Here is a 21,788-nt window from a genome sequence, read left to right on the forward strand (position 1 = left end):
GGTACGCTTTGGAAGCCTTCGTTCTTTTTGGTGGTTATCTACTAGTAGATAGACTGGTTGGCCCAAAAAAAACGGGAATTCCCCGGGTGTTGCGCTGGATCCTCTTTCCTGCTTCAGCTTTCTTGCTGGGGCGGAGCAGTGGCTTCCATGTGCTGAATATTATCTACTGGTAGATAGATAGTCAAGGAATTCTTTGCAAGCCATCTCAAGCCATCTGCAAGCGCACGATGTCATCACGGGCGCTCAAGCAGGATTTGCACGTTCATCAACGTGTGGCCGCGCCCTCCGGCCCTGCAGGGAATCGCCGAAATCACAGCAACAAGGATTTACAACGTTTTACTTCGGGCAGCATGAAATCACTCCTACGATGATATTTGGGGGATGCAATACAGGGTCCTCGCTACCACCGGAGCAAGAGATGCGCAAAGTCCTCACGATGACGTTACTTATCGCCGCCGCGACGGCTTCAGGCTTGAGCTATGGCCAGCAAAAGAAGTTCGACCCGTACACCGACGGCGCCAAGGCAGGCAAGGCCGACCCCTATACGGACGGCGCGAAATCCGGCAAGTTTGATCCGTACACGGATGGTGCAAAGCAATCCACCCAGATGGACCTGAATGCCAACCAGGCCAAGCCCGACCCCTATACGGATGGCGCGAAAACCGGCAAGTTCGATCCCTATACGGACGGGGCAAAGGCTGGCAAGCCCGACCCGTATACGGACGGCGCGAAGTCGTCCAAGTAACTGGCACCCGCGTTGCCGCTCCGCAAGCGGCAACGCGTATCCACCGCACGCCTGCCGCGGCAAACCCGCGCGGTCTCCTCCCCTAGCCGCGCAGCCTGCACTTATGCCTGCCGCGGCCTCATCCGCGCAATCCCTGCAAAACGGCAAGCAAGTCTGCATTGACCTGCTCTGCCTTGACCGCGCACATCCCGTGCGATGCGCCCGGGCAGACCTTCAGGGTCGCGTTCCTGACCAGCCTGGACCAGCCTGCGCAATATAGGCGGCGAACAGCGGGATGGAAATGAGGCATTGGCACCATTGGCGCAACGAGCCGGGCCGGCGGGATTTCGATTGCCGTCCAGCAAGCCGTGGCACCTAGCCAGCCAGGATGCGCTCAGGCCGCGCATGGGGCCGGCCCCCGTAGCCGAGCAAGATTTCCATACCGCGCTGCGAAGCCAGGATGGCGTGCGAACTGTGCTCCCGCATGGCGGTTTCGTAACTGCCGATGGCCGCGCGCAGAGAACGGTGGCCGGCGGCGGCCTCGCCCAGTTGCCGCACCAGCAGGCAGGCATCGTGCAGCGCCGCATTCGCTCCCAGGCCACCTGCGGGACTCATGGCGTGGATGGCATCCCCCAGCACCGTGACCGCATTGGTCGGCCAGGCCGGCGGCACGTCTGCCATCCTGACGGGCAGCATGGCCAGCGAGGTGCGATCGCCCAGCTGGAATAGCGCCCGCAGCCCGATGTGCCAGTCTGCCGTGACGCGCTCGATGCGCGCGGCGAGTTCGTCCTGGCGCAACGCATCGCCACCCTCCCAGCCGATGCCAAGGCTCTCGCGGGCGCCGACGATGGCCCAGTAGAGATAATCCTCGCACTTGCCCAGGCGATAGCCCGTGGGCTGCGGCCGGAACCGCATCGGGTCGATGATGACCGCCAGGCCATCGCCGAAGACAATAGACGTCCTGTCCCGCAGCACGCCGGAGATCCGCGCCAGCGCGGCAGGCGTCGGGCAAGTCTTGCCGTAGAGGCAGGCGAACCCGGTATCCGCCGGGGTGGCGCCCGGCAGGCGACGCCGGCGCACCTGGGAATTGATGCCATCCGCCGCCACGAGCACGTCCGAGACGGCGGATGAACTATCCGCAAACCCGGCGGCTACGCGCCCGTCTTCGCACTCCCGGTAACGTACGAACGCCTTGCCGAAATGCACATGGTCCTCGATGCCGCACAGCAGGATTTCACGCAGCGTCTGGCGGTTCACGCTCAGGTCATCCTCCTCAACATTTCCGGCGCCTTCGTTGCTGGCCCGCCGCCACGACGCCACCCACCTTCCGGTCACGGCATCGAGCCCTGTGTCAACCACATTGACGCCCTCCACCGGCATCGCGCCGGTTGCCTTGAACAAGGCGAAAAGGTCCTCCGGCAAGCAGGCCTTCAAGGCTTGCTGGCCCCGATGATCGATCCGGATGCGGTAGCCCTGCGTGCGGCTGGCCAGTGCCGCATCGCGCTCGTAGACGTCGAAGGCGATGCCATGCCTCCTGAGCCCTTGCGCCAGGCACAAGCCGCCCAGGCCGGCGCCGACGATGGTGATGTGCATGGGCCTCGCCATCAAGGCGCGCTGCGCCGCCACAGCGCCCGCCCGGCGTTCAGCGCGCGGGGCCATCTTGCACTCCGGCATTCGCATTCGCCGTGATCGCGGCAGCCAAGGCATAGTTGCCCAGCGCCAGTGCTTCCGCCATGGTGGCGGCCATCGCCACGGGCACGCCAAAGGCCTTGACCGCCATCTGCGCCTGTGCGGCCATTGCCGCCCGTTTGCCCGGGTCGGGTTCGATATGGATCAACGCCCTGCAGCTTCTCCCGAGTGGCGCCTTGTGCTGTTTGAGCCATAGCGCGCGTTGCTTGCGGTCCTCGTGCGCTTCTTCGTCCCGTGCGGTATGGATCAGCACAAAGGCCCGGTCCTGCCCGACCAGGGCTGTCATCTCGTCGCGCCACCGGGCAGCGTAGCCCGGCAGCATGGCTTCGGCGCGGCCGACCACGAGGGGGAAGTTCGATACGTCGTAGATGTGGAAGCTGGAAGCCTGTGCTTGCATGTCGCTCTCCTGCGCTGCGGGTAAAGGTTGACGTGTTGAATAAGGCGCCTCGCATGCAGTATCCAGTGGAAGCGGGTAGACTCGATAACGTTATCAAGCCTAAAAATACTGAATTCCGGCCATGCCTTCCCGCCCAGCCCATCCTGTGGTCCCTGACGCTGCCGACGCGTCCCCGCAGGCGGAAACCCAGACCCTGCTCGCCACCTTTGCTGACTCGAGCGAGCAAGCGGGTGGCCCTGCCCTGATCGCCATGCGCGGCGCCGACAGGACCGACAACGAATTCCGGCTTGGCACGCGCGAGCTGGACTGGCATAGCCACGTGCGCGGCCAGTTGTTCTGCATCGACAACGGCCTGGTGCATGTCCGCACCCGCCACGGCTCCTGGCTGCTGCCCGCCCAGCGCGCGGGATGGATGCCGCCGGGCGAGACGCATCGTGTCACCATCAGTGGCGTGCTGGGCGGCTGGAACGTGTGGATTGCCCCCTCCGCGGCGCAGGACCTGCCGCGCCTGCCTTGCGTATTGGGAACCAGCGAACTGATGCGCGCGCTGATCGGCCGTGCTGCCTCCTGGCCCTCGCCTTTCGCGCCGGATCCTGCGCAGGAGCGCATTGCCGCGGTACTGCTCGACGAGATCCGGCAGGCGCCGCGCGAGCCGCTGCATCTGCCCTTGCCAACCGACCGGCGCGCGCTGCGCATCAGCAACGCCATCCTGGAGTGCCCGGATGACCATCGCAGCCTGGTGGAGTGGGCAGACTGGGCGGGCATGTCGCCGCGTACGCTTTCCCGCCTGTTCCTTGGCGAGACTGGTCTGAGCTTTGCCCATTGGCGCCAGCAGGCTCGCCTGACCCTGGCGCTGGAACGGCTCGCACGCGGGGAAGCCGTGGCCGCGGTGGCCGAGACCCTGGGCTACGCCACGCCGAGCAACTTCATCGCCATGTTCCGCCGTGCTTTTGGTGACTCGCCGGCCCGGTATTTCGCGAACCGCGGCCTGGGGGGCTAGCTGCCGGAAGCGGCCGGTTCCTCGCCCTCACTCCCGCCCCGCCGGCTCACTGGAAATCCGTAGATTCTGACCTTGAATTTATCTGACTTATCAAATAACATCCAACCAGCAAACAGGAGGCGCCCATGAAGCACTACACCAGAGAGAACTTTCGCCTCACGCAGAGCGTGGGGTTCTTCCTCAACAAGGCCCGCAACCTTGTGCTGATGGAAATGGACGCCGCCCTCAAGGAACTGGATATCACCGCCCAGCAGATGGGCATCCTGCTGTCACTATCCCGAGGCGTCGCCACCACCCCGTTCGAACTCAGCAAGCTGCTGGCGATCGATACCGGCCTGATGACCCGCATGCTCGACAAGCTGGAGCACAAGGGCCTGCTGACCCGCTCGCGTAGCGTGGACGACCGCCGCGTGGTCAACCTGGAACTGACCGCCAAGGGCCATGGCGTTGCCGAACAGATCCCGGAGATCGCCCCCGAGGTGCTGAATGCGCGCCTGAAGGATTTCACCAAGAGCGAGTTCGACGAGTTCATCCGCCTGCTTGGCAAATTCTCGGCCGCCTGAGCCCTCCTTTTTACTGATTTAAAAGCGCACGACAATTTCCTTGCGCCGGTGCCGGGCAAAATCATGCCGCGCTCCGATGCGCGTGCTGCTACCCTGGCCTTCGCCGGTTCCGCAGTGGTGTTCTTCATGCGCTCGGGCCACACCACTGTCGTGGACACCTGGACGCAGGTGCTGCCGACCGTGCCGAACTTCGTGCCGCCCGGATGCCGGCGGCATAGCGGCAAATTGCCACGCAGGGCCTGTGCGCCGCCCATTCGCGCTTTATGTTGCATTTAAAATGCTTGTTTTATAGAATCGTTCTCAGGCCGCTGCGCCGCAACGATATGAAACGCCGGTAACGCTCGTAAGGCCGGTCGGCAAGCGAATGCCGCATCCCGAATTCCACCCGACACATTGAGAGCCGAACCATGCTGCCCCTTGCGCAAAACCAGCCACCGGCAAGCCACGCCACGGCGCGCTATCACGGCCATCCCGTCCTTGCGCTCGCGTTCCGGCCGTTCTACCTGCTGGCGGCCGCCTTTGCCGTGGTGGCCATTGGCGTCTGGACCGCGATCTACCTGGGCTGGTGGCCCCATGCCGGGGCGCAGCCGGCCATGGGCGGCATGCTGTGGCACGCGCACGAGATGGTGTTCGGCTTTGCCGCCGCGATCGTGGTCGGCTTCCTGTTCACTGCCGGCAAGAACTGGACGGGACTGCAAACACCGCAGGGCGGCTTGCTGGGCTGCCTCGCTGCCGTCTGGCTTGCGGCGCGTGTGCTGATGTGGACCGGGCCGGCATCCGTTGCGGCCGTGCTGGACCTGGCCTTCCTGCTGCTTTGCGCGGCCAGCTTCCTGCGCGTGCTGGTTCGCGCCGGCAGTACGCGCAACTACGGGCTTGCCGCCGCGTTGTTCCTGCTGTGGGCGCTGAATGCGGTGTTCCATGTGGCGCTGGCCAACGGCGCCGTGCTGCTCGCGCTGCAGAGTGCCGATGCGGGAATCGGGCTGATCGTCATCTTCATTACCGTGATCGGCGGGCGCGTGATCCCGATGTTCACCGCCAACACAGTCCCAGGGGTCCGCATCTGGCGCTCGGCGGCTATCGAGCGCAGCGTTGTGGCGCTGACGCTGGCCGCGATGACCGCCTGCACGCTGGCGCCGCGCGGCATGGCCACCGCCGCGATCGCGCTGCTGGCCGCGCTGGCGCAAGCCGTGCGCCTGGGCGGCTGGAGCTCGCGGCGCACTGCGGGCAAGCCCCTGATCGCCATCCTGCACCTCGCCTATGGCTGCCTGCCGCTGGGCCTGCTCTTGCTGGCGGCGGCCGCACTTGGCTGGGCCGACCGCTCGACGGCCTTGCACGCGCTCACCGTGGGCGCGATCGGTTGCGCCATCCTGGGGATGATCACGCGCACCGCGCTGGGCCATACGGGCCGCACGCTGGAGGCCGGCCCGATGGAGAAAGCGGCTTATGCGTGCATCGGCACGGCTGCCCTCTTCCGCGTCCTGGGGCCGCTATTGCTGCCGCAATACAAGCCGTTCTGGATAGCCGGGGCAGCTGCGCTGTGGATGGCGGCGTTCTTGCTTTACCTGGTGAAATACACGCCCTACCTGACCAGGCCGCGCGCCGACGGGCGGGACGGCTGAGCGGCCAGGGGCCGGGCCAAGCCCCCCTCCAGCGCCCCTTCACCGATGGCATGAGCGGCTACTAAAATCACTGAACTTTTCTCCGTCTCAGGTAGCCAGCAAATGGACGTCCATTTGACTATTCACGGCCGGCAGGGCCTGGCCGGCCAGCTTTATCGCCAGTTGCGCGCGGGGATCGTCGACGGACGGCTGGCGCCGGGCGAGAGACTGCCGTCTACCCGCGACCTCGCCACGCAGCTCGGCATCTCGCGCAAGACCACGCTCGATGTGTTCGAGCGGTTGATTGCCGAGGGCTACCTGCGCTCGCGCGCCGGCGACGGCACCTTCGTGGCGCACGAGATGACCCGCCTGGCACCGGCGCCGGCACCGGTCTCCCCGAGTCCCGGCTCCGGCTCGATCTGGGAGACGTTGCCGGACGCCTTGCCGATGACGGCGCCCGGCGCGGCGGCGCCCGCGTTCGACTTCGTGGGCGGCGTCACCGACAAGGCCTTGTTTCCCTTCGATAAATGGCGCAGTTGCGTGAGCCACGCGCTGCGCGTGCAGGCCCGCGGACGCGGCACCTACCGGGATCCCGCCGGGGAGCAGGAGCTGCGCCTGGCGGTCTCGCGCTACCTGGCTTTCAGCCGCGCCGTGGTCAGCAACTGGCAGGACGTCATCGTGACGCAAGGCGCGCAGCAGGCGATCGACCTGATGGCACGGGTCGTGATCCGCCCAGGCGATGTGGTGGCGGTGGAGGATCCCGGCTATCCGCCCGCGCGCATCGCATTTTCCGCGCTCGGCGCGCAGGTGGCCCACGTCCCGGTCGATGCCGAGGGGCTGGTGGTGGACGCCCTGCCGGACAACGCACGCATTGTGTACGTCACGCCCTCGCACCAGTTCCCGCTGGGCATGGCCATGAGCATGGAGCGCCGCGTCGCGCTGCTGGAATGGGCGCAACGCCGCGGTGCGCTGCTGCTCGAAGACGACTACGACGGTGAATTCCGCTTCATGGGCCGGCCGATGGAGTCGCTCAAGAGCCTGGACAAGACCGGCGTGGTGGCGTACGTGGGCACCTTCTCCAAGACGATCTTTCCCGAACTGCGCATTGGCTACGTGATCCCCCCGGCACCGCTGGCCACAGCGGTATGCCGCGCCAAGCAGGTCGGCGACTGGCATAGCTGCACCATGACGCAGACCGCCCTCGCCAAGTTCATGCTCGACGGCTATTTCGGCAAGCATCTGCGGCGCATGCACAAGGAATATGCCGCGCGCCGGACCGCGCTGCTTGCGCACCTGGACGGCCCGCTAAGCCAGTGGTTCACGGCGCTCGCGCCGGCCGCCGGCATCCACCTGGTTGCCCGGCTGAAGACGGAGCAGGATGAGCAGGCGCTGATCGCACGTGCCGCCGCCGCATCCATCGGCCTGTACGGCATCTCCGGCATGTACGGAGGGCAACGGCCGACGCCCGGGATCCTGTTTGGCTACGGCGGCATCGGCGTGGCCGACATCCACGCCGGCATGGAAAAACTGGCCGGGGCGATGGGCGGCCATCACTGGTTACCTTAAATTACAAAAAAGTGGCTCTTTTTTATAACCAGTCGCAGTCCTAATCTTGTTCCTGTCGCGCAGCCAATCCGGCGGCGCAAACCAGGAGCAAACCATGGAACAACGTCTCGACTTCTACAAAGCCAGCCCCGCCACCATCAAGGCGCTGATCGGGCTGGAGGAACGCATCGGCAAGAGCGGACTGGAACAGCCGCTGGTGGAGCTGGTGCGCCTGCGGGCTTCGCAAATCAACGGCTGCGCCTATTGCATCGACTTGCACACCACCGACGCGCGCAAGGGCGGCGAAGACGACCGCCGCCTGGCCACCCTGTCGGTCTGGCGCGAAACGCCCTTCTTCTCCGCGCGCGAGCAGGCCGCGCTGGCCTGGACCGAGGCAGTCACGCTGGTCGCGCAGGACCACGTGCCCGACGCCGCCTGGGAAGCCGTCCGCCCGCACTTCAGCGACGCCGAGCTGGTCGACCTGACGCTGCTGATCTCCGCGATCAACAGCTGGAACCGCTTCGCCATCTCGTTCCGCAAGACGCCGGCCTGAGCCAGGGGAGACAATGACGATGACCCGAATGCAGATTGGGCGGACCATGTCCCGCCTGGCGATTGCGATAGTGATGCCGGCCGTGCTGGCGTTGCCGGGCGCGGGCAACGCCCATGCCCATGCGCTTGATGAGCAGCCCGGCAAGTCCGAGGAAAGCGTGCAGCCGCTGATGAAGCAGCCGATCCCTGAAGCCGCGGGCAAGAACGTCCTGCTGGCAACGGTGACATTCGCACCTGGCCAGGAGTCCGAGCCCCATGTCCACCCCGGATCGATCTTTGCCTATGTACTGGAAGGTACCGTGGTATCGCAACTCGGCGGCGAACCCGAAAGAACCTATGGCAAGGGACAGAGCTGGTACGAAGCGCCCGGCGCGCGGCACCTCGTCACCCGCAACGCCAGCAAGACCAGGCCGGCCAGACTGCTGGTGTTTGGCATCGCCGCCGAACGCGATCCAATCAAGCAGCCGCTGCCCCGATAAGCTGGCAGCCAGGACCCGCGGGCGTGGGCCTGCCGGCATGCCCGTTCCAGACCCCGCGCATGGCAGTGTCCCCGCTCCCGGCTCCCTTCACCTTCACCTAGACGGGAGACCGGCGAAACGCGATGCCAAAGCGGTTAAGACTATTGACCGCCGTGACCAGCAAGGTCAGGTCCACGATCTCCCGCTCCGAAAAATACGGCCGTGCCGCCTCCCACACGGCATCCGGCACATGCGTGCCGGCGATGTCCGTCACCGCCTCGGCCCACGCCAGCGCCGCCCGCTCGCGGTCGGTGTACAGCGGCGTCTCACGCCAGACTTCCAGCATATCGATCCGTGCCGCCATCTCGCCGTCCTTGCGCGCCCGCGCCGAATGCAGGTGGATGCAATATGGACAGCCGTTGACCTGCGACACACGCAGGCGCACCAGATCCGCCAGCGAATGCTCAAGCCGGTAGCGCTCGTTGCGCCTGTCCAGGCGAATCAATAGTTCGGTACTGAGCCCGTTGGCCCGGTGGCTGTCGAGCCGCAATGTCATCCCGATCTCCCCTGCCGGCCCTGCCGGACGGCTGGCCGCATACGGCAGACTAGAGCCGCCGGCGGGCGCAGACAATAGCCATTACGGCGCCATTTCGGGTAACCAGTGCAGGCCTCCGCTTCGGGGTCCCGGCTACTTACTGCTCACCTGCATCGCCGGGCGCTGCCCGGGCAGGCCTGGCCTTGCGCGTCACGCTTTTCACGGGAATCCCCACCATGGTGGCCGCCCCGTCCTGTCCAAGCGCGCGGCTCAGCGCCGCGGGCTTCTCCACCAGATCCTGCAGGCTGTAGGCATCCAGCACCTCGAAATATGCCCGCAGCGCGGCGGCAAGCACGCCCCGCAAGCCGCACACGCGCGTGATCACGCAATGGTTGTCATCCCCCTGGAAGCACTCCACCAGGTGGAAATCCGACTCCATGGTGCGGATCACCTCGCCCACATTGATCTGCGCCGCCGGCCGGCCCAGCTCGATGCCGCCGGCGCGCCCGCGCACCGTGTGCAGGAAGCCGGCCTGGCCAAGCTTTTGCACAATCTTGATCAGGTGGTTCTTGGGAATGCCGAACGCATCCGCGATGCGCTGGATGGTCACAAGCTCGCCTGGGTGGACCGCGACATAGATCAGGGTCCGCAGACTGTAGTCGGTGTAGTCAGTCAGTCTCATGGCTTGGGTCCGGCTTGCGGCGGTGATGGTATGCGTGGCAGCCAGGATGGCTCTGCGGCAGGCGCAGCGCTGCATTGCGCAACGCCGCCGCAGTCTAACATGGCCCCCGGATGCATCTTTCCGCACTGCCACAAACTTTATATTGCATTGCAAATGCATGTTTAATAAAATCATTCCCAAGGCGTCGCAACCGCATCGCACGCCGCCACCGCGGAATGCCGCGGAATTTTTTCGCTTTTTTGTTGCATCTATCGTACATCTTTGGAGGTTGTCGTGCTGTCTGAAAAATCGAGACCACTGATCGACGCAAGCGTCCCCGTCCTGCGGGAACATGGCCTGGCCATCACCCAGACCTTCTACCGCAACATGTTTGCCGATCGGCCCGAGTTGACCAACCTGTTCAACATGGGCAACCAAGCCAATGGTTCGCAGCAGCAATCGCTCGCCTCCGCAGTCTTTGCCTACGCCGCCAACTACGGTGACAACAGCGCCCTGGCCCCGGTTGTCAACCGCATCGTCCACAAGCACGCCTCGGTCGGCATCAAGCCCAGCCACTACGCCATCGTTGGCCGCCATCTGCTCGGCGCCATCGGCGAAGTGCTCGGCGACGCGGCCACCCCTGAACTGGTAGCCGCGTGGGACGAAGCCTACTGGTTGCTGGCCGCCGAACTGATCGCCGCGGAAGCCCGCCTCTACGAGCGCGCGCAGACCGGCCCGGACCACCGCCAGCCCGTGCGGATCGTTGCCCGCGAAGAACAAAGCGCCGACATCACCGCCTTCACGCTCGAAGCCGTCGGCGGCACCACGCTGGCTGATTTCCTGCCGGGCCAGTACATCTCGGTCGTGGTCGAACTGGCACCCGGGGCCTTCCAGCAACGTCAGTACAGCCTGTCGGACGCGCCCAACGGAAAGACCTGGCGCATCTCGGTAAAGCGCGACAGCGGCAACGGCGACTCACTGCCCGCCGGCGCAGTGTCCAACTGGCTGCATGACAACGCCCGTCCGGGCGACGTGCTGATGGTCAGCCAGCCCTTCGGCGACTTCGCCCCGAGCATTGAACCGGCCACGCCCATCGTGCTGCTCTCCGCCGGCGTCGGTGTCACGCCCATGATCTCCGCGCTGAATGCGGTGGCGCAACGCAATCCTTCGCGCAAGGTGGTGTTCGGCCATGCGGCGCGCAAGGTCTCGCATGTGGCCCACCTGAAGGATGTCACGCACGCGGCGCGGAAACTGCCGAAGCTGCGGACGCACTTCTTCCTGGAGTCGGCGGAGCCCGCCGAATTCCTCGCGCAACCCGCCCTGCCCGGCCGCATGGATATCGACGTGATCCTGGCGGACGATGATCTTGCGGATGCCGACTTTTACCTGTGCGGGCCGCTACCGTTCATGCAGGCGCAGCGGGCAGCGTTGCACGCGCGGGGAGTGAAGGCTGAGCGGGTGCACCGGGAAGTGTTCGGGCCGGATTTGCTGGATGGCCTGGTGTAGTGGGTGTAGTGGCCGGCTGGCACTGACAATGGCCGGGCCCCATCGGCGGATGAGACCAAAGCGTCCGCCCTGAAAAACCAGGATCGCGGGTCCGGCCTGGCTTCTGCCGGCATTCAAGCTGGCAGCAAACGCCGGCCGCCAGACGCACCCTGGTTCATGCGGCGTACCGCAGGTGATGTACTGCCTGTCTTTCGCAGACGCCGATGTGCCACATGGATCATGCGGTACTCCGGGATCACACCAGGCGTCATTCCCTGCCTGCCACGTGATCCCGCGGCAACGCGTATGTGCTGCATACCACCAAGCCCGGGCCACGGGCATTCCCTCCATGCCGGCACCTGAGTAAGATCAGGGGAATGCGCCGCCCGCCGCATGGCTGGCGCGCACACTGCATTGCCCTCACCCGCGCGATCTCCCGCCGCGGGCGACGGCATGGGAAAGAGCGAGTCCATGGCTTCAGGCAGCGCCTACCGGCAACTCTGGCACCTCACTTCCGAGGGTTGGGGCTACTGCGCGCTCGGCACCTTCAGCCACGATGGCCTGCCACCGGAATGGCGGTCCGTGCTGCCGATGCTGCCGCTGCGCGACCGCTATTCGGCCGTCAAGGCGGCACGCATGGTGCTGGTCACCATGCAGCTCCGGGGCGCGGCACCGGCTCGCGCAAAGCTATCGGATCCGCAGCGGCCGTTGTATTACGTGTATCAGGCCTGGAGTACGCAGATGATGGCGTGACCGGAATCTGCTCCTTTTGCCCCCCTCCCGTCTTCGCCATGCACGTCCGTCAGGAAAAGAAAAAGCCCGCACGAGGCGAGCTTTCTCTTTTCTACCAGCGAGCCAGCGGCAAGCCGCTCAACCCACCCACTTCCGCGCGTTGCGGAACATGCGCATCCACGGGCTGCCGCCATCCGCCACCTGCTTCCAGGCATCCGGCGCCCAGCTCATGGTGGCGGTGCGGAACACGCGCTCCGGGTGCGGCATCAGCACGGTGAAGCGGCCATCCACCGTCGTCACCGAGGTAATGCCGTCGGGCGAGCCGTTCGGGTTCAGCGGATAGGTCTGGGTGGGTGCGCCGAGGTTGTCCACGAAACGCAGCGCCACCTGGGCCTGGCTCTTGTCGCCTTGCTGCGAGAAGTCGGCAAAGCCTTCGCCGTGCGCCACCACGATGGGGATGCGGCTGCCTTCCATGCCGGCGAAGAAGATCGACGGCGAGGACTGCACTTCCACGGTGACGTAGCGCGCTTCGTACTGTTCCGACTGGTTGCGCGTGAACTTGGGCCAGGCGCCCGCGCCCGGGATGATCGGGGCGAGGTTGCTCATCATCTGGCAGCCATTGCACACGCCCAGCGCGAACGTATCCTGGCGGTTGAAGAAGGCGGCGAACTGCTCGGCCATCTGCGCGTTGAACAGGATCGTCTTGGCCCAGCCTTCGCCGGCGCCCAGCACGTCGCCGTAGCTGAAGCCGCCGCAGGCCACGAAGCCGGAGAACTCGGCCAGGTTGGCGCGGCCCGCGATCAGGTCGCTCATATGGACGTCGTGCGTGTCGAAGCCCGCGCGGTCCATGCTGTAGGCCATCTCGATCTGCGAGTTGACGCCCTGCTCGCGCAGGATCGCCACGCGCGGACGCGCACCGGTTGCCACGAACGGCGCAGCGATGTCTTGCGCCGGATCGAAGGTCAGCACCGGCGAGATGCCGGGGTCCGCCGCGTCGAGCAGGCGGTCGTATTCGCTGTCGGCGCAGGCGGGGTTGTCACGCAGGCGCGCGATACGCCAGCTGACTTCGCTCCAGGTGCGCTGCAGTTCGCTGCGCGCGGCGCCGAACACCTTCTTGGCGTCGCGGTAGATCTCGATCTGGTCGGTGGTGTTGGGCTTGCCCACTACGTGGCTGCATGCCGACAGGCCAACCTCGCGCAGCACGGCGAACACGGCATCGCGCTCTTCCTGGCGTACCTGGATCACCGCGCCGAGTTCCTCCGAGAACAGCGCGCGCAGGGTCTGGTCGTCGCGGCGGCCGGAGATCTGCTGGGCCCAGTTCTTGGCATCGCCGAAGTCCTGCTCCTGGACCGGGTCCAGCGCCAGCATGTCGACGTTGAGCGACAGGCCGCAATGGCCGGCAAAGGCCATTTCCGCCAGGGCAGCCATGAAGCCGCCGTCGGAGCGGTCGTGGTAGGCCAGCAGCTTGCCCTCGCGGTTCAGGCGCTGGATCACGTTGAAGAAGTTCTTCAGGTCTTCGGCGTTGTCCACGTCCGGCGCGGTGTCGCCAACCTGCTGCGTCACCTGCGCCAGGATGCTGCCGCCCAGGCGGTTCTTGCCGCGGCCGAGGTCGATGGCGATCAGCACGCTGTCGCCTGCATCGGTGCGCAGCTGGGGGGTCAGGGTCCGGTCGGTGTCATCCACGGCGGCAAACGCCGAGATGATCAGCGAGACCGGCGCGACCACTTCCTTGTCGGCGCCGTTGTCCTGCCACTTGGTGCGCATGGACAGCGAATCCTTGCCCACCGGGATGCTGATGCCCAGCGCCGGGCACAGCTCCATGCCGACGGCGTGCACGGTGTCATACAGCTTGGCGTCCTCGCCTTCCACGCCGCAAGCCGCCATCCAGTTGGCCGACAGCTTGACCTTGCCCAGGTCCTTGACCGGCGCGGCAGCCAGGTTGGTCAGCGCCTCGCCGATGGCCATGCGGCCGGAGGCCGGTGCGTTGATCACGGCCAGCGGCGTGCGCTCGCCCATGGTCATGGCTTCGCCGGTGCGGCCCTTGTAATCGAGCGTGGTCACGGCCACGTCGGCCACCGGCACCTGCCAGGGGCCGACCATCTGGTCGCGCGCGTTCATGCCGCCCACGGTACGGTCGCCGATGGTGATCAGGAAGGACTTGCTGGCCACGGTGGGGTGGCGCAGCACGTCGCGCACGGCCGTGTCCAGCGCGATGCCGGTCACGTCAACCGGCGGCAGGCTTTGCTCCACATGCCTGACGTCGCGGTGCATGCGCGGCGGCTTGCCCAACAGCACGTCCATCGGCATGTTCACGGCATGGTGTTCCTTGAGCGCGGCGTCGACATGGGCGTCGACCAGCTGCAGCTGCTTCTCCTCGGTGGCGATGCCCACCACCGCGAACGGCGAGCGCTCGCGCTGGCACATGGCCTGGAACAGCGGGAAGGATTCCGGTGCCACCGCCATCACATAGCGTTCCTGCGACTCGTTGCACCAGATCTCGGCCGGGCTCATGCCGGACTCTTCCAGATGCACCTGGCGCAGGTCGAAACGCGCGCCGCGGCCGGCGCCGTCCACCAGCTCGGGGAAGGCATTGGAAATGCCGCCCGCGCCCACGTCATGGATCGACAGGATGGGATTGTCGTCGCCGAGCTGCCAGCAGGCGTTGATCACTTCCTGCGCGCGCCGCTCCATCTCGGGGTTGCCGCGCTGGACCGAATCGAAGTCCAGGTCGGCGGTGTTGGTGCCGGTCGCCATCGAACTGGCAGCGCTGCCGCCCATGCCGATGCGCATGCCCGGGCCGCCCAGCTGGATCAGCAGCGAGCCGGCGGGCAATTCCTTCTTGTGCGTGTGGCCGGCGTCGATATTACCGATGCCGCCGGCGATCATGATCGGCTTGTGATAGCCGCGCACGGTGCCGCCGACGTTTTGCTCGTAGACGCGGAAGTAGCCACCCAGGATGGCGCGGCCGAACTCGTTGTTGAACGCGGCGCCGCCGAGCGGGCCGTCGGTCATGATCTGCAGCGGCGAGGCGATGCGATCCGGCTTGCCGGTCACGCCGGGCTTGTCGGCGGGGTTGCGGTGCGCCACCGGCTGGGCCGCGTCGCGCGCGTTTTCCCAGCCTTCGACGGCATCGGGCAGCATCAGGTTGGAAACCGTGAAACCGGTCAGGCCCGCCTTGGGCTTGCCGCCACGTCCGGTGGCGCCCTCGTCGCGGATCTCGCCGCCGGCGCCGGTGGAGGCACCGGGGAACGGCGAGATGGCGGTCGGGTGGTTGTGCGTCTCCACCTTCATCAGCGTGTGGGTCAGCGCCTCATGGCGGCCGTACTTGTGCCCGGTGCCGCGCGGGAACCAGCGCTCGGCCACGTCGCCTTCCATCACCGCGGAGTTGTCCGAGTACGCCACGATCGACCCTTGCGGGTTGAGCTGGTGGGTATTGCGGATCATGGCGAACAGGGATTTGTCCTGCTGCACGCCGTCGATGGTCCAGGTGGCGTTGAAGATCTTGTGGCGGCAGTGCTCGCTGTTGGCCTGCGCGAACATCATCAGCTCGACGTCGGTCGGGTTGCGCTCCAGCCTGGCGTAGGCGTCCACCAGGTAATCGATCTCGTCTTCCGACAGCGCCAGGCCCATCTCGGTATTGGCCTGCGCCAGCGCGGCGCGGCCACCGGAGATATCGATGAAGCGCAGCGGCTTGGCGGGCAGTTCCTGGAACAGGCCGGCGGCGTCCTCACGCGAGGCCACCACGGATTCGGTCATGCGATCGAACAGGTGGGCGGCCACGGCGGCACGGGTGCCGGCGTCCAGCGACTTGCGCCCGCGCAGCAGGCCCTTCTTGCACACCACGGTGATTTCGATGCCACGCTCGATGCGGTGGACGTGCTCGAAGCCGCAGTTATGCGCAATATCGGTGGCCTTGCTGGCCCACGGCGAAATCGTGCCGAAACGCGGGATCACCACGAAACGATCGCCTTCGGCCTGTGCCTCGAAAGGCGCACCGTAGGTCAGCAGCGCACCGATGCGGGCGCTGTCGTCCTGGGACAGCGGCACGTCGGTGTCGACGAAGTGCAGGAACTGGCCGTGCACCGACTCGATGTCGGAGTCGATCTGCTTGAGGGCGGTGAGCAGGCGTTGCTGGCGGAAGGCGGAAAGCGCCAATGCACCGGGGAAGCACGAGAAATGCGCCATGGTCTGAGCGGTCGGGAGGGCAGGAGGTAGGGGCTGCTACCGGCCGGCGCCGCTGGTTGGGGCGCCGTGCTGGCGGGAAACCGGCATTATACCTTGTCGAAGGGGGTTTCCCGCGATGCAGCACGGGCGGCTTGACGGACAAAGGCACAGGCGCCGCGGACGAGCCTCGCAGCCATCACGCGGAAGGCGCCCCGCCCGGCACAGCATGCCGCAAGCGGCACTTCAGTCCGTCTACCTCAGCCGGCGCCCCTGCGCCGGCTCTGCTTTATGGGCGTGGCCGGCTCAGCGGTCGGGCCACGGCGCCGCATCCACCACCGGGAAGCTGCCGCTGAACTGATCCAGCAGGCCCATGAAGCGCGGCAGCAGCGATACGGCGCCGCTCAGCGAGAGGCGGCCTTCGGCCATGGCCTCGGCAACGGTCCAGCGCCGCGTCAGCAGCCCGTCGAGCGTGTCGCGGGTGGTTTCGATGACCACGTCCGCCGAGGACGCCGCCTCCACCTGCAGGCTGCTCAGCGCGCAGTTGGACAAGGTGCTCACCCACTGCTCGCCGCTGTCGGTGAAATGCCAGCCGATCTGGCACGCCAAGCCTTCGGCACGCTGGCCATGGATGCGCACCGCCAGCGCGTCGAACAACAGCTCGTTGCTCATGGCGTGCATCAGGGCGTTGGCCGGCGGCCCCTGCGGATTGGCCTGGGGCGGGCCTTCGCGGTACTCGCGCGCGGCCAGCAGGTAGGCATTGCGCCACGTCGCCGACTCGGCCTGGAAGCCCATCTGCTCCAGCGCCCGGGCCGCCAGCTCACGTGCTGGAGCATGGTCGGGATGCGCGTACACCGCGTGCTTGAGCACCTCCGCCACCCAGCGGAACTCGCCGCGCTCGTAGTCGGCGCGTGCCCTGGTCATCACCGCTTCGATGCCGCCCATGTATTCCAGGTGCTTGCGCGCCGCGGCCACCGGCGGCAGCGCGTGCAGGTTGGCCGGATGCGCGTCATACCAGCTCAGGTAATGCTGCACGATCGCCTTGACGTTGTGCGACACGGTGCCGTAGTAGCCGCGCGTGTGCCAGCGCCTTGCCAGCGATTCCGGCAGCTGCAGCCCCTCGGCGATCTCACTGGCCTTCAGGCCGTGGCTCATCAGCCGCACGGTCTGGTCGTGGAGCACGCGGTACAGGTCGCGCTGCTCGGAGAGGAATTGCCGGGCGCGCCCGGCTCCCCAGGTCGGCCAGTGGTGCTGGGCCAGCACCACGTCGGTACGCGGGCCGTAGCGGTGCAGCGCGCGGTGCAGGTATTTGGACCAGGCCAGCGCGTCGCGTACCTTGGCCCCGCGCAGCGGGCAAAGGTTGTGCAGGTTGTGGGTGGCGTTCTCGGCCAGGTTGAGCGCGCCTTCGGACGGGATGAAAAGATGCATCTCGGAGGGCGCCTCGGTCTCGGGCGTCAACTGGAACTCGATCTCCAGCCCGTCGATCACGTGGACTTCGTGTTCCGCCTCGATCGACAGCGTCGGCGCGATCAGCGTGGAGCGTCCCAACGGCAAGGTCTTGCCCAGCCCCGCATCCACCTGCGCCGCCGGCCCCTTGGCCAGCGTATGGCCAAACTGGAACTGCGCGCGGCGCGCCATTGCCACGCCGCCGATCACGTTCTCGGCAATGGCGTGGTGCATGAAGCCGGATGGCGCAATCACCTGGACGCGTCCGGCGCGCACGTCGGCCTCGTCTACCAGCCCCGCCACCCCGCCGAAGTGGTCGGCATGGCTGTGGCTGTAGATCACGGTGTGCAGCGTGCGGTTGCCGCGATGCTGCCGGTACAGCGCAAGCGCGGCGGCGGCGGTCTCCGGGCAGGTCAGCGCGTCCAGCGCGATCACGCCGGTGTCGCCTTCGATAAAGGTGATGTTGGCGATATCGAATCCCCGCACCTGGAAGATACGCGGCGTGACCTGGAACAGCCCGTGGATACGGTTCAGCCGCGCCTGCCGCCACAGGCTCGGGTTGACGGTATCCGGCGCCTCGGCGGCGTCTAGAAAGCCGTAGGCCTCCAGGTTCCACACGCCGTGGCCGTTGGCGCGCGCCACCTTGGCATTGGGGATGGTGCCGACAAAGCCGCGCTGCGCGTCTTCCCAGTCCTGCTCGTCGTGCTCGGGCAGTTCGCGCGCCAGCAGGCGATGAAAGTCTGCCGTGGCCGCGTGGGCACAGCTCTGGTTGTCCGCCATGGGGTCTCCCTTTGGTGACTGCGGATTACTGCCGGCGCGGCACCAGCGCGCCGGCCAACATCTCTATCAGCCGGCCCGTCATTGCCCCTCCGCCTTCACGTTGAGATTGGCCGACAGCGCCGCCAGCAACTCCACCTGCAGCGCGGGCGCGCGGCTCCGTCTCGGTGGGCATGGCGCGGAAACCTGAACATGAATTCGGGTTTCATTCTTGGTTGCGCCTTGCGTTCACGTTATCCGGAAATACCCTCGCCGGGCGCCGACGCCTCAGGCGCGCGGCTGCCCGGCTGCCCGATGGATGGCCGCCCTGATCCGCGGATAGGTGCCGCAGCGGCAGACAATGCCGGACATGAACGCATCGATGTCGGCATCGCTGGGCTTCGGGATTTTTTTCAGCAGTGCGCTGGCGGCCATGAGCTGTGCGCTCTGGCAGTACCCGCACTGCACCACGTCGAGATCGATCCAGGCAGCCTTCAGGGCTTGCGCCTGCGCGCCGCGCAAGCCTTCGATGGTCACGATCCTGGTCTTTTCCAGCGACGAGACCTTGCGCTGGCAGGCGAAGCCCCGGTCGTCGTTCATCTGCACCGTGCAGGCGCCGCAAATACCCACGCCGCAGCCATACTTGGTGCCGGTCAACCCCAGTTCGCAGCGCAGCACCCACAGCAGCGGCGTGTCCGGATCGGACCGCACGGCCACCGCCTTGCCGTTGATGTTCAGGGATAGCATGGTTCTCTCCCGCAGATCATGCAAACTTCAAGGGCAATGCGCGCAGGCGCTGCCCGGTCAGCGCAAACAGGGCATTCGCCACCGCCGGCGCAATCGGCGGCGTGCCCGTTTCGCCCACGCCCCGCGGATGTTCCTGGCTTGGCATGATGTCGGTTTCGATCGCCGGGCAGTCGTTGATGTGGATGACAGGAAATTCCTTGAAATTCCGCTGGTGCACCTGGCCGTGGTCGATCGTGATTTCTTCGTACAGCGCGGCCGACAGGCCAAAAATGATCGCACTTTCCAGTTGCTGCCGGATCAGGTTCGGGTTCACCGGCGTACCGCAATCGATCACGCAGACCACCCGGTGCACACGCACCCGCTTGTCCGGCGCCAGCGATACCTCCGCCACCTGCGCGACGATGCTGCCGTAGGCCTCGTGCAGCGCCACCCCGCGCGCGCGCGCGGCGCCGTCGGTAGCCTGCCCTGCCGCCCGCCCCCAGCTGGCCAGTTCCGCCGCGCGCTGCAACACGGCCAGGTGGCGCGGGTGCTTTGCCAGCAGGCCGGCGCGGAACGCCACGGGATCCTTGCCAGCCGCCGCCGCCAGCTCATCGATGAAGCTCTCGGTAAAAAAGGCCTGGTGCGAATGGCCGACCGAGCGCCAGAAGCCCACCGGCACCGGCAGGTCGACAATCACATGGCCGACCCTCGCGTTCGGCCATTCGTAGGGCCGGTCGAATGCCCCTTCCGTCGTGGTCTTGTCGATGCCGAGGCGAGGCAGGCCAAGCAGACGCGACAGCGCGCCCGGCACGATCGCCTGGCTGGCCGACGTGTTGTGCCAGGCTACGAGGTTGCCGGCGCCATCGAGCCCGGCCTTGAAGCGCGAGACGCAAGCCGGCCGATAGAAGTCGTGCGTGGTGTCCTGAATGCGCGTCCAGATCGTCTGGACCGGCCTGCCGCCCCCCTCGCGCGCGATGGCCGCCGCCTGGGAGATGAAATCCACCTCCAGCCGCCGCCCGAACGCGCCGCCGACCAGTTGCGGCTGCACGTCGACCCGTTCCGCATCGAGCGCGAGCACCCTGGCGACCGCTTTGCGCGCCAGGCCAGGCAACTGCGTCGAGACCCAGACCCTGGCCGCGCCGTCGCGAACCTGCACCGTGCAGTTGATGGGCTCCACCGCGCCATGCGCAAGGTAGGGCACGCTGTACTCCGCATCGAGGGTTTTCGCGGCGGATTTCAACGCGGCATCGACGTCGCCGTGCCGGTAGTAGGCGTGGCCGTCGGATTCATCCAGCGCCTGCGCCAGACGGCGGCTCACGTCATCGCTGGACAGCGCGGCGGCGGGACCGTGGTTCCACACGATCTTGACCGCATCCAGCGCGGTCATGGCCCGGTACGCATTGTCGGCGATCACCGCCACGCCGCCGGTGCCGCCGTTGTAGCCATCGACCGCGAACACCTTGACGATGCCCGGCAACGCGGCCGCGGCCGAGCCGTCGAAGCTCGCCACCGTACCACCCAGCGTCGGGCACATCGTCACGCTGGCGTACAGCAGTCCCTCGGGCAACACGTCAATGCCAAAGCGCGCGGTGCCATCGATCTTGGCGGCGGCCTCGATGCGCCGCATGTTCTTGCCGATCAGCCTGAATTCGGATGGCGCCTTCAGCGCCACCTTCGCCGGCATCGGCTGTTTGGCGGCCTGCGCCGCCAGCTCGCCGAAGGTGGCCGTTTTGCCGGAGGCGTGCAGCACTTTGCCGTCCTGCGCGCGGCACTCGCCCACAGGCACGTTCCACCGCGCGGCGGCGGCGCCGATCAGCATCGCGCGGGCGGATGCGCCGGCCTCGCGCATCGGCTCCCACAGGTCGTTGACGCTCGACGAGCCGCCTGTCACCATCTCGCCGATCTCGCGCATGAGCTTGCGGGTGAACCAGACCGCCCCTTGCCTGACCACGCCATCGTCGTCCGCCCGGAACGGGAGATCGTCGACAACGACTTCCAGGTTGTTGTAGATCTTGTCCACGGGCGCATGCTCGACCTTCACCTGCGCCCAGTCCGCGTCCAGTTCGTCGGCCAGTACCATGGCCAGGCCGGTGTGCACGCCCTGCCCCATCTCCGTGCGGCACATCATGATGGTGACGCTGTTGTCCGCGGCGATCTTGACCCAGCCGTTGAGCCCGGCCTGCGTGCCGAGGGCCGGCAAAGGGGCCGATGTCGTCAGGCGCTGGCGCGGCGGCAGCAACGACCAGCCCACCAGCAGCGCACCGGCGGCGCCGACTCCGCCAAACAGGAAGGTCCTGCGCTTCATGATGGTCAGAACACAAGGGAAAAGTCGATCAGGCGATGCTTGTCCCAGTACACCACGCCGAGATAGGCATCCGGCGCGATGCAGCGGATCTCGTCCCGTATCCAGTGCGCCACGACCGAAGTCTCGGCATAGTCCAGGACAATGCACTCCTTCTGGTCGAGCCAGCTTTCGCCCTTGTACACCTTCGCCAGGATGGCTTCGAGCCCAAAGGGCGATATCTTGTTCTTGAGCACCCCGCGCTTCGCGTCGAAGACTTTGCCCTGCCAGGCGAAAAGATTGATCATCTTTGCGATGCTCTCGCTGAACACCGTGCCGGGCGAGATGATCGCGGTGCCCGTGGCTTCGCCATCCGGAATCTCGCCGGCCGGGCTGTTGCGGAACAATTCGTCGAGCTGTTCCTGGCTCATCGCCAGCAGCTTGCTCACGTCGTAGGCCATCTTCCACCTCCCTTGTCG

General features: G+C 66.4%; 19 protein-coding genes and 1 pseudogene. 10 read left to right on the forward strand and 10 right to left on the reverse strand.

From position 1 onward, the window contains the following. Window positions 1-418: 418 nt before the first annotated feature. Window positions 419-745 (forward strand): hypothetical protein, encoded by a 327-nt coding sequence (locus tag CF70_RS24810; protein WP_035870921.1) that lies wholly within the window; start codon window positions 419-421, stop codon window positions 743-745. 118 nt (window positions 746-863) lie between these two features. Here CF70_RS24810 and CF70_RS38245 read toward each other — a convergent pair. From CF70_RS38245 to CF70_RS24820, 3 genes and pseudogenes are all read right to left on the reverse strand, one after another. Then, window positions 864-986: pseudogene (locus CF70_RS38245) on the reverse strand (alpha/beta hydrolase); the annotation flags it as partial. A gap of 113 nt (window positions 987-1,099) precedes the next feature. Next, a complete protein-coding gene (locus CF70_RS24815; protein WP_160172291.1) occupies window positions 1,100-2,317 on the reverse strand; it encodes an FAD-dependent oxidoreductase in 1,218 nt (405 codons plus the stop codon). 49 nt (window positions 2,318-2,366) lie between these two features. Then, window positions 2,367-2,810: a hypothetical protein gene (locus tag CF70_RS24820; protein WP_035870923.1), complete on the reverse strand. Its 444-nt coding sequence runs from the start codon at window positions 2,808-2,810 to the stop codon at window positions 2,367-2,369. 121 nt (window positions 2,811-2,931) lie between these two features. Between CF70_RS24820 and CF70_RS24825 the strand changes: the two genes are divergently transcribed. The 7 genes from CF70_RS24825 to CF70_RS24850 all read left to right on the forward strand — a co-directional run bounded on the left by CF70_RS24825 (window position 2,932) and on the right by CF70_RS24850 (window position 8,547). Further along, on the forward strand, window positions 2,932-3,810 hold the full coding sequence (locus CF70_RS24825) for an AraC family transcriptional regulator (protein ID WP_081862340.1): 879 nt from the start codon (window positions 2,932-2,934) through the stop codon (window positions 3,808-3,810). A 125-nt stretch (window positions 3,811-3,935) separates the two neighbouring features. Beyond that, window positions 3,936-4,373, forward strand: coding sequence for a MarR family winged helix-turn-helix transcriptional regulator (locus CF70_RS24830; protein WP_035870925.1), 438 nt, complete (start codon window positions 3,936-3,938; stop codon window positions 4,371-4,373). A gap of 63 nt (window positions 4,374-4,436) precedes the next feature. Then, on the forward strand, window positions 4,437-4,649 hold the full coding sequence (locus CF70_RS35235; protein ID WP_152561909.1) for a hypothetical protein: 213 nt from the start codon (window positions 4,437-4,439) through the stop codon (window positions 4,647-4,649). 131 nt (window positions 4,650-4,780) lie between these two features. Beyond that, complete coding sequence (locus CF70_RS24835; protein ID WP_035870927.1) at window positions 4,781-5,992, forward strand: NnrS family protein; 1,212 nt, start codon at window positions 4,781-4,783, stop codon at window positions 5,990-5,992. A gap of 102 nt (window positions 5,993-6,094) precedes the next feature. Further along, window positions 6,095-7,537: a PLP-dependent aminotransferase family protein gene (locus tag CF70_RS24840; protein WP_035870929.1), complete on the forward strand. Its 1,443-nt coding sequence runs from the start codon at window positions 6,095-6,097 to the stop codon at window positions 7,535-7,537. Window positions 7,538-7,631: 94 nt separating this feature from the next. Further along, window positions 7,632-8,069 (forward strand): carboxymuconolactone decarboxylase family protein, encoded by a 438-nt coding sequence (locus tag CF70_RS24845; protein ID WP_035871037.1) that lies wholly within the window; start codon window positions 7,632-7,634, stop codon window positions 8,067-8,069. Window positions 8,070-8,082: 13 nt separating this feature from the next. Further along, entirely contained in the window at window positions 8,083-8,547 is a 465-nt protein-coding gene (locus CF70_RS24850; RefSeq protein WP_035870931.1) for a cupin domain-containing protein, read from the forward strand. Between the two features lie 97 nt (window positions 8,548-8,644). On the opposite strand, the gene CF70_RS24855 is transcribed toward CF70_RS24850, so the two are convergent. Next, a complete protein-coding gene (locus tag CF70_RS24855; RefSeq protein WP_035870933.1) occupies window positions 8,645-9,082 on the reverse strand; it encodes a carboxymuconolactone decarboxylase family protein in 438 nt (145 codons plus the stop codon). A 136-nt stretch (window positions 9,083-9,218) separates the two neighbouring features. After that, complete coding sequence (locus tag CF70_RS24860; protein WP_035871039.1) at window positions 9,219-9,743, reverse strand: RrF2 family transcriptional regulator; 525 nt, start codon at window positions 9,741-9,743, stop codon at window positions 9,219-9,221. A gap of 273 nt (window positions 9,744-10,016) precedes the next feature. Between CF70_RS24860 and CF70_RS24865 the strand changes: the two genes are divergently transcribed. Next, window positions 10,017-11,228: a globin domain-containing protein gene (locus CF70_RS24865; protein ID WP_035870935.1), complete on the forward strand. Its 1,212-nt coding sequence runs from the start codon at window positions 10,017-10,019 to the stop codon at window positions 11,226-11,228. A 450-nt stretch (window positions 11,229-11,678) separates the two neighbouring features. Further along, window positions 11,679-11,960, forward strand: a complete 282-nt coding sequence (locus CF70_RS24870; protein WP_035871041.1) for a hypothetical protein — start codon at window positions 11,679-11,681, stop codon at window positions 11,958-11,960. A gap of 117 nt (window positions 11,961-12,077) precedes the next feature. Here the strand turns inward: CF70_RS24870 and purL are convergent, their stop codons facing one another. From purL to CF70_RS24895, 5 genes are all read right to left on the reverse strand, one after another. After that, window positions 12,078-16,124 carry a phosphoribosylformylglycinamidine synthase gene (gene purL / locus CF70_RS24875; protein WP_035870937.1) on the reverse strand — a complete coding sequence of 1,349 codons (4,047 nt, stop codon included), beginning with the start codon at window positions 16,122-16,124 and terminating at the stop codon, window positions 12,078-12,080. 282 nt (window positions 16,125-16,406) lie between these two features. After that, the gene (locus CF70_RS24880; protein WP_035870939.1) at window positions 16,407-18,326 is read right to left on the reverse strand and encodes an alkyl/aryl-sulfatase; all 1,920 of its coding nucleotides are present in this window, start codon (window positions 18,324-18,326) and stop codon (window positions 16,407-16,409) included. A gap of 264 nt (window positions 18,327-18,590) precedes the next feature. Then, window positions 18,591-19,049 (reverse strand): (2Fe-2S)-binding protein, encoded by a 459-nt coding sequence (locus CF70_RS24885; protein WP_035870941.1) that lies wholly within the window; start codon window positions 19,047-19,049, stop codon window positions 18,591-18,593. Between the two features lie 16 nt (window positions 19,050-19,065). Next, on the reverse strand, window positions 19,066-21,333 hold the full coding sequence (locus tag CF70_RS24890; RefSeq protein WP_200876806.1) for a xanthine dehydrogenase family protein molybdopterin-binding subunit: 2,268 nt from the start codon (window positions 21,331-21,333) through the stop codon (window positions 19,066-19,068). Between the two features lie 5 nt (window positions 21,334-21,338). Next, on the reverse strand, window positions 21,339-21,770 hold the full coding sequence (locus CF70_RS24895) for a hypothetical protein (protein WP_035870943.1): 432 nt from the start codon (window positions 21,768-21,770) through the stop codon (window positions 21,339-21,341). Window positions 21,771-21,788 lie beyond the last annotated feature (18 nt).

The organism is Cupriavidus sp. SK-3 (assembly GCF_000611145.1).
Lineage (GTDB): Bacteria > Pseudomonadota > Gammaproteobacteria > Burkholderiales > Burkholderiaceae > Cupriavidus.

Excerpts from the sequence above, each read along its gene's own strand:
- CF70_RS24820 (WP_035870923.1), bottom strand. The coding sequence starts at position 2,810 with ATGCAAGCACAGGCTTCCAGCTTCCACATCTACGACGTATCGAACTTC.
- CF70_RS24825 (WP_081862340.1), top strand. The coding sequence starts at position 2,932 with ATGCCTTCCCGCCCAGCCCATCCTGTGGTCCCTGACGCTGCCGACGCG.
- CF70_RS24895 (WP_035870943.1), bottom strand. The coding sequence starts at position 21,770 with ATGGCCTACGACGTGAGCAAGCTGCTGGCGATGAGCCAGGAACAGCTC.
- CF70_RS24815 (WP_160172291.1), bottom strand. The coding sequence starts at position 2,317 with ATGCACATCACCATCGTCGGCGCCGGCCTGGGCGGCTTGTGCCTGGCG.
- CF70_RS24870 (WP_035871041.1), top strand. The coding sequence starts at position 11,679 with ATGGCTTCAGGCAGCGCCTACCGGCAACTCTGGCACCTCACTTCCGAG.
- CF70_RS24850 (WP_035870931.1), top strand. The coding sequence starts at position 8,083 with ATGACGATGACCCGAATGCAGATTGGGCGGACCATGTCCCGCCTGGCG.
- CF70_RS24885 (WP_035870941.1), bottom strand. The coding sequence starts at position 19,049 with ATGCTATCCCTGAACATCAACGGCAAGGCGGTGGCCGTGCGGTCCGAT.
- purL (WP_035870937.1), bottom strand. The coding sequence starts at position 16,124 with ATGGCGCATTTCTCGTGCTTCCCCGGTGCATTGGCGCTTTCCGCCTTC.
- CF70_RS24830 (WP_035870925.1), top strand. The coding sequence starts at position 3,936 with ATGAAGCACTACACCAGAGAGAACTTTCGCCTCACGCAGAGCGTGGGG.
- CF70_RS35235 (WP_152561909.1), top strand. The coding sequence starts at position 4,437 with ATGCCGCGCTCCGATGCGCGTGCTGCTACCCTGGCCTTCGCCGGTTCC.
- CF70_RS24810 (WP_035870921.1), top strand. The coding sequence starts at position 419 with ATGCGCAAAGTCCTCACGATGACGTTACTTATCGCCGCCGCGACGGCT.
- CF70_RS24860 (WP_035871039.1), bottom strand. The coding sequence starts at position 9,743 with ATGAGACTGACTGACTACACCGACTACAGTCTGCGGACCCTGATCTAT.
- CF70_RS24855 (WP_035870933.1), bottom strand. The coding sequence starts at position 9,082 with ATGACATTGCGGCTCGACAGCCACCGGGCCAACGGGCTCAGTACCGAA.
- CF70_RS24845 (WP_035871037.1), top strand. The coding sequence starts at position 7,632 with ATGGAACAACGTCTCGACTTCTACAAAGCCAGCCCCGCCACCATCAAG.
- CF70_RS24840 (WP_035870929.1), top strand. The coding sequence starts at position 6,095 with ATGGACGTCCATTTGACTATTCACGGCCGGCAGGGCCTGGCCGGCCAG.
- CF70_RS24890 (WP_200876806.1), bottom strand. The coding sequence starts at position 21,333 with ATGAAGCGCAGGACCTTCCTGTTTGGCGGAGTCGGCGCCGCCGGTGCG.
- CF70_RS24880 (WP_035870939.1), bottom strand. The coding sequence starts at position 18,326 with ATGGCGGACAACCAGAGCTGTGCCCACGCGGCCACGGCAGACTTTCAT.
- CF70_RS24835 (WP_035870927.1), top strand. The coding sequence starts at position 4,781 with ATGCTGCCCCTTGCGCAAAACCAGCCACCGGCAAGCCACGCCACGGCG.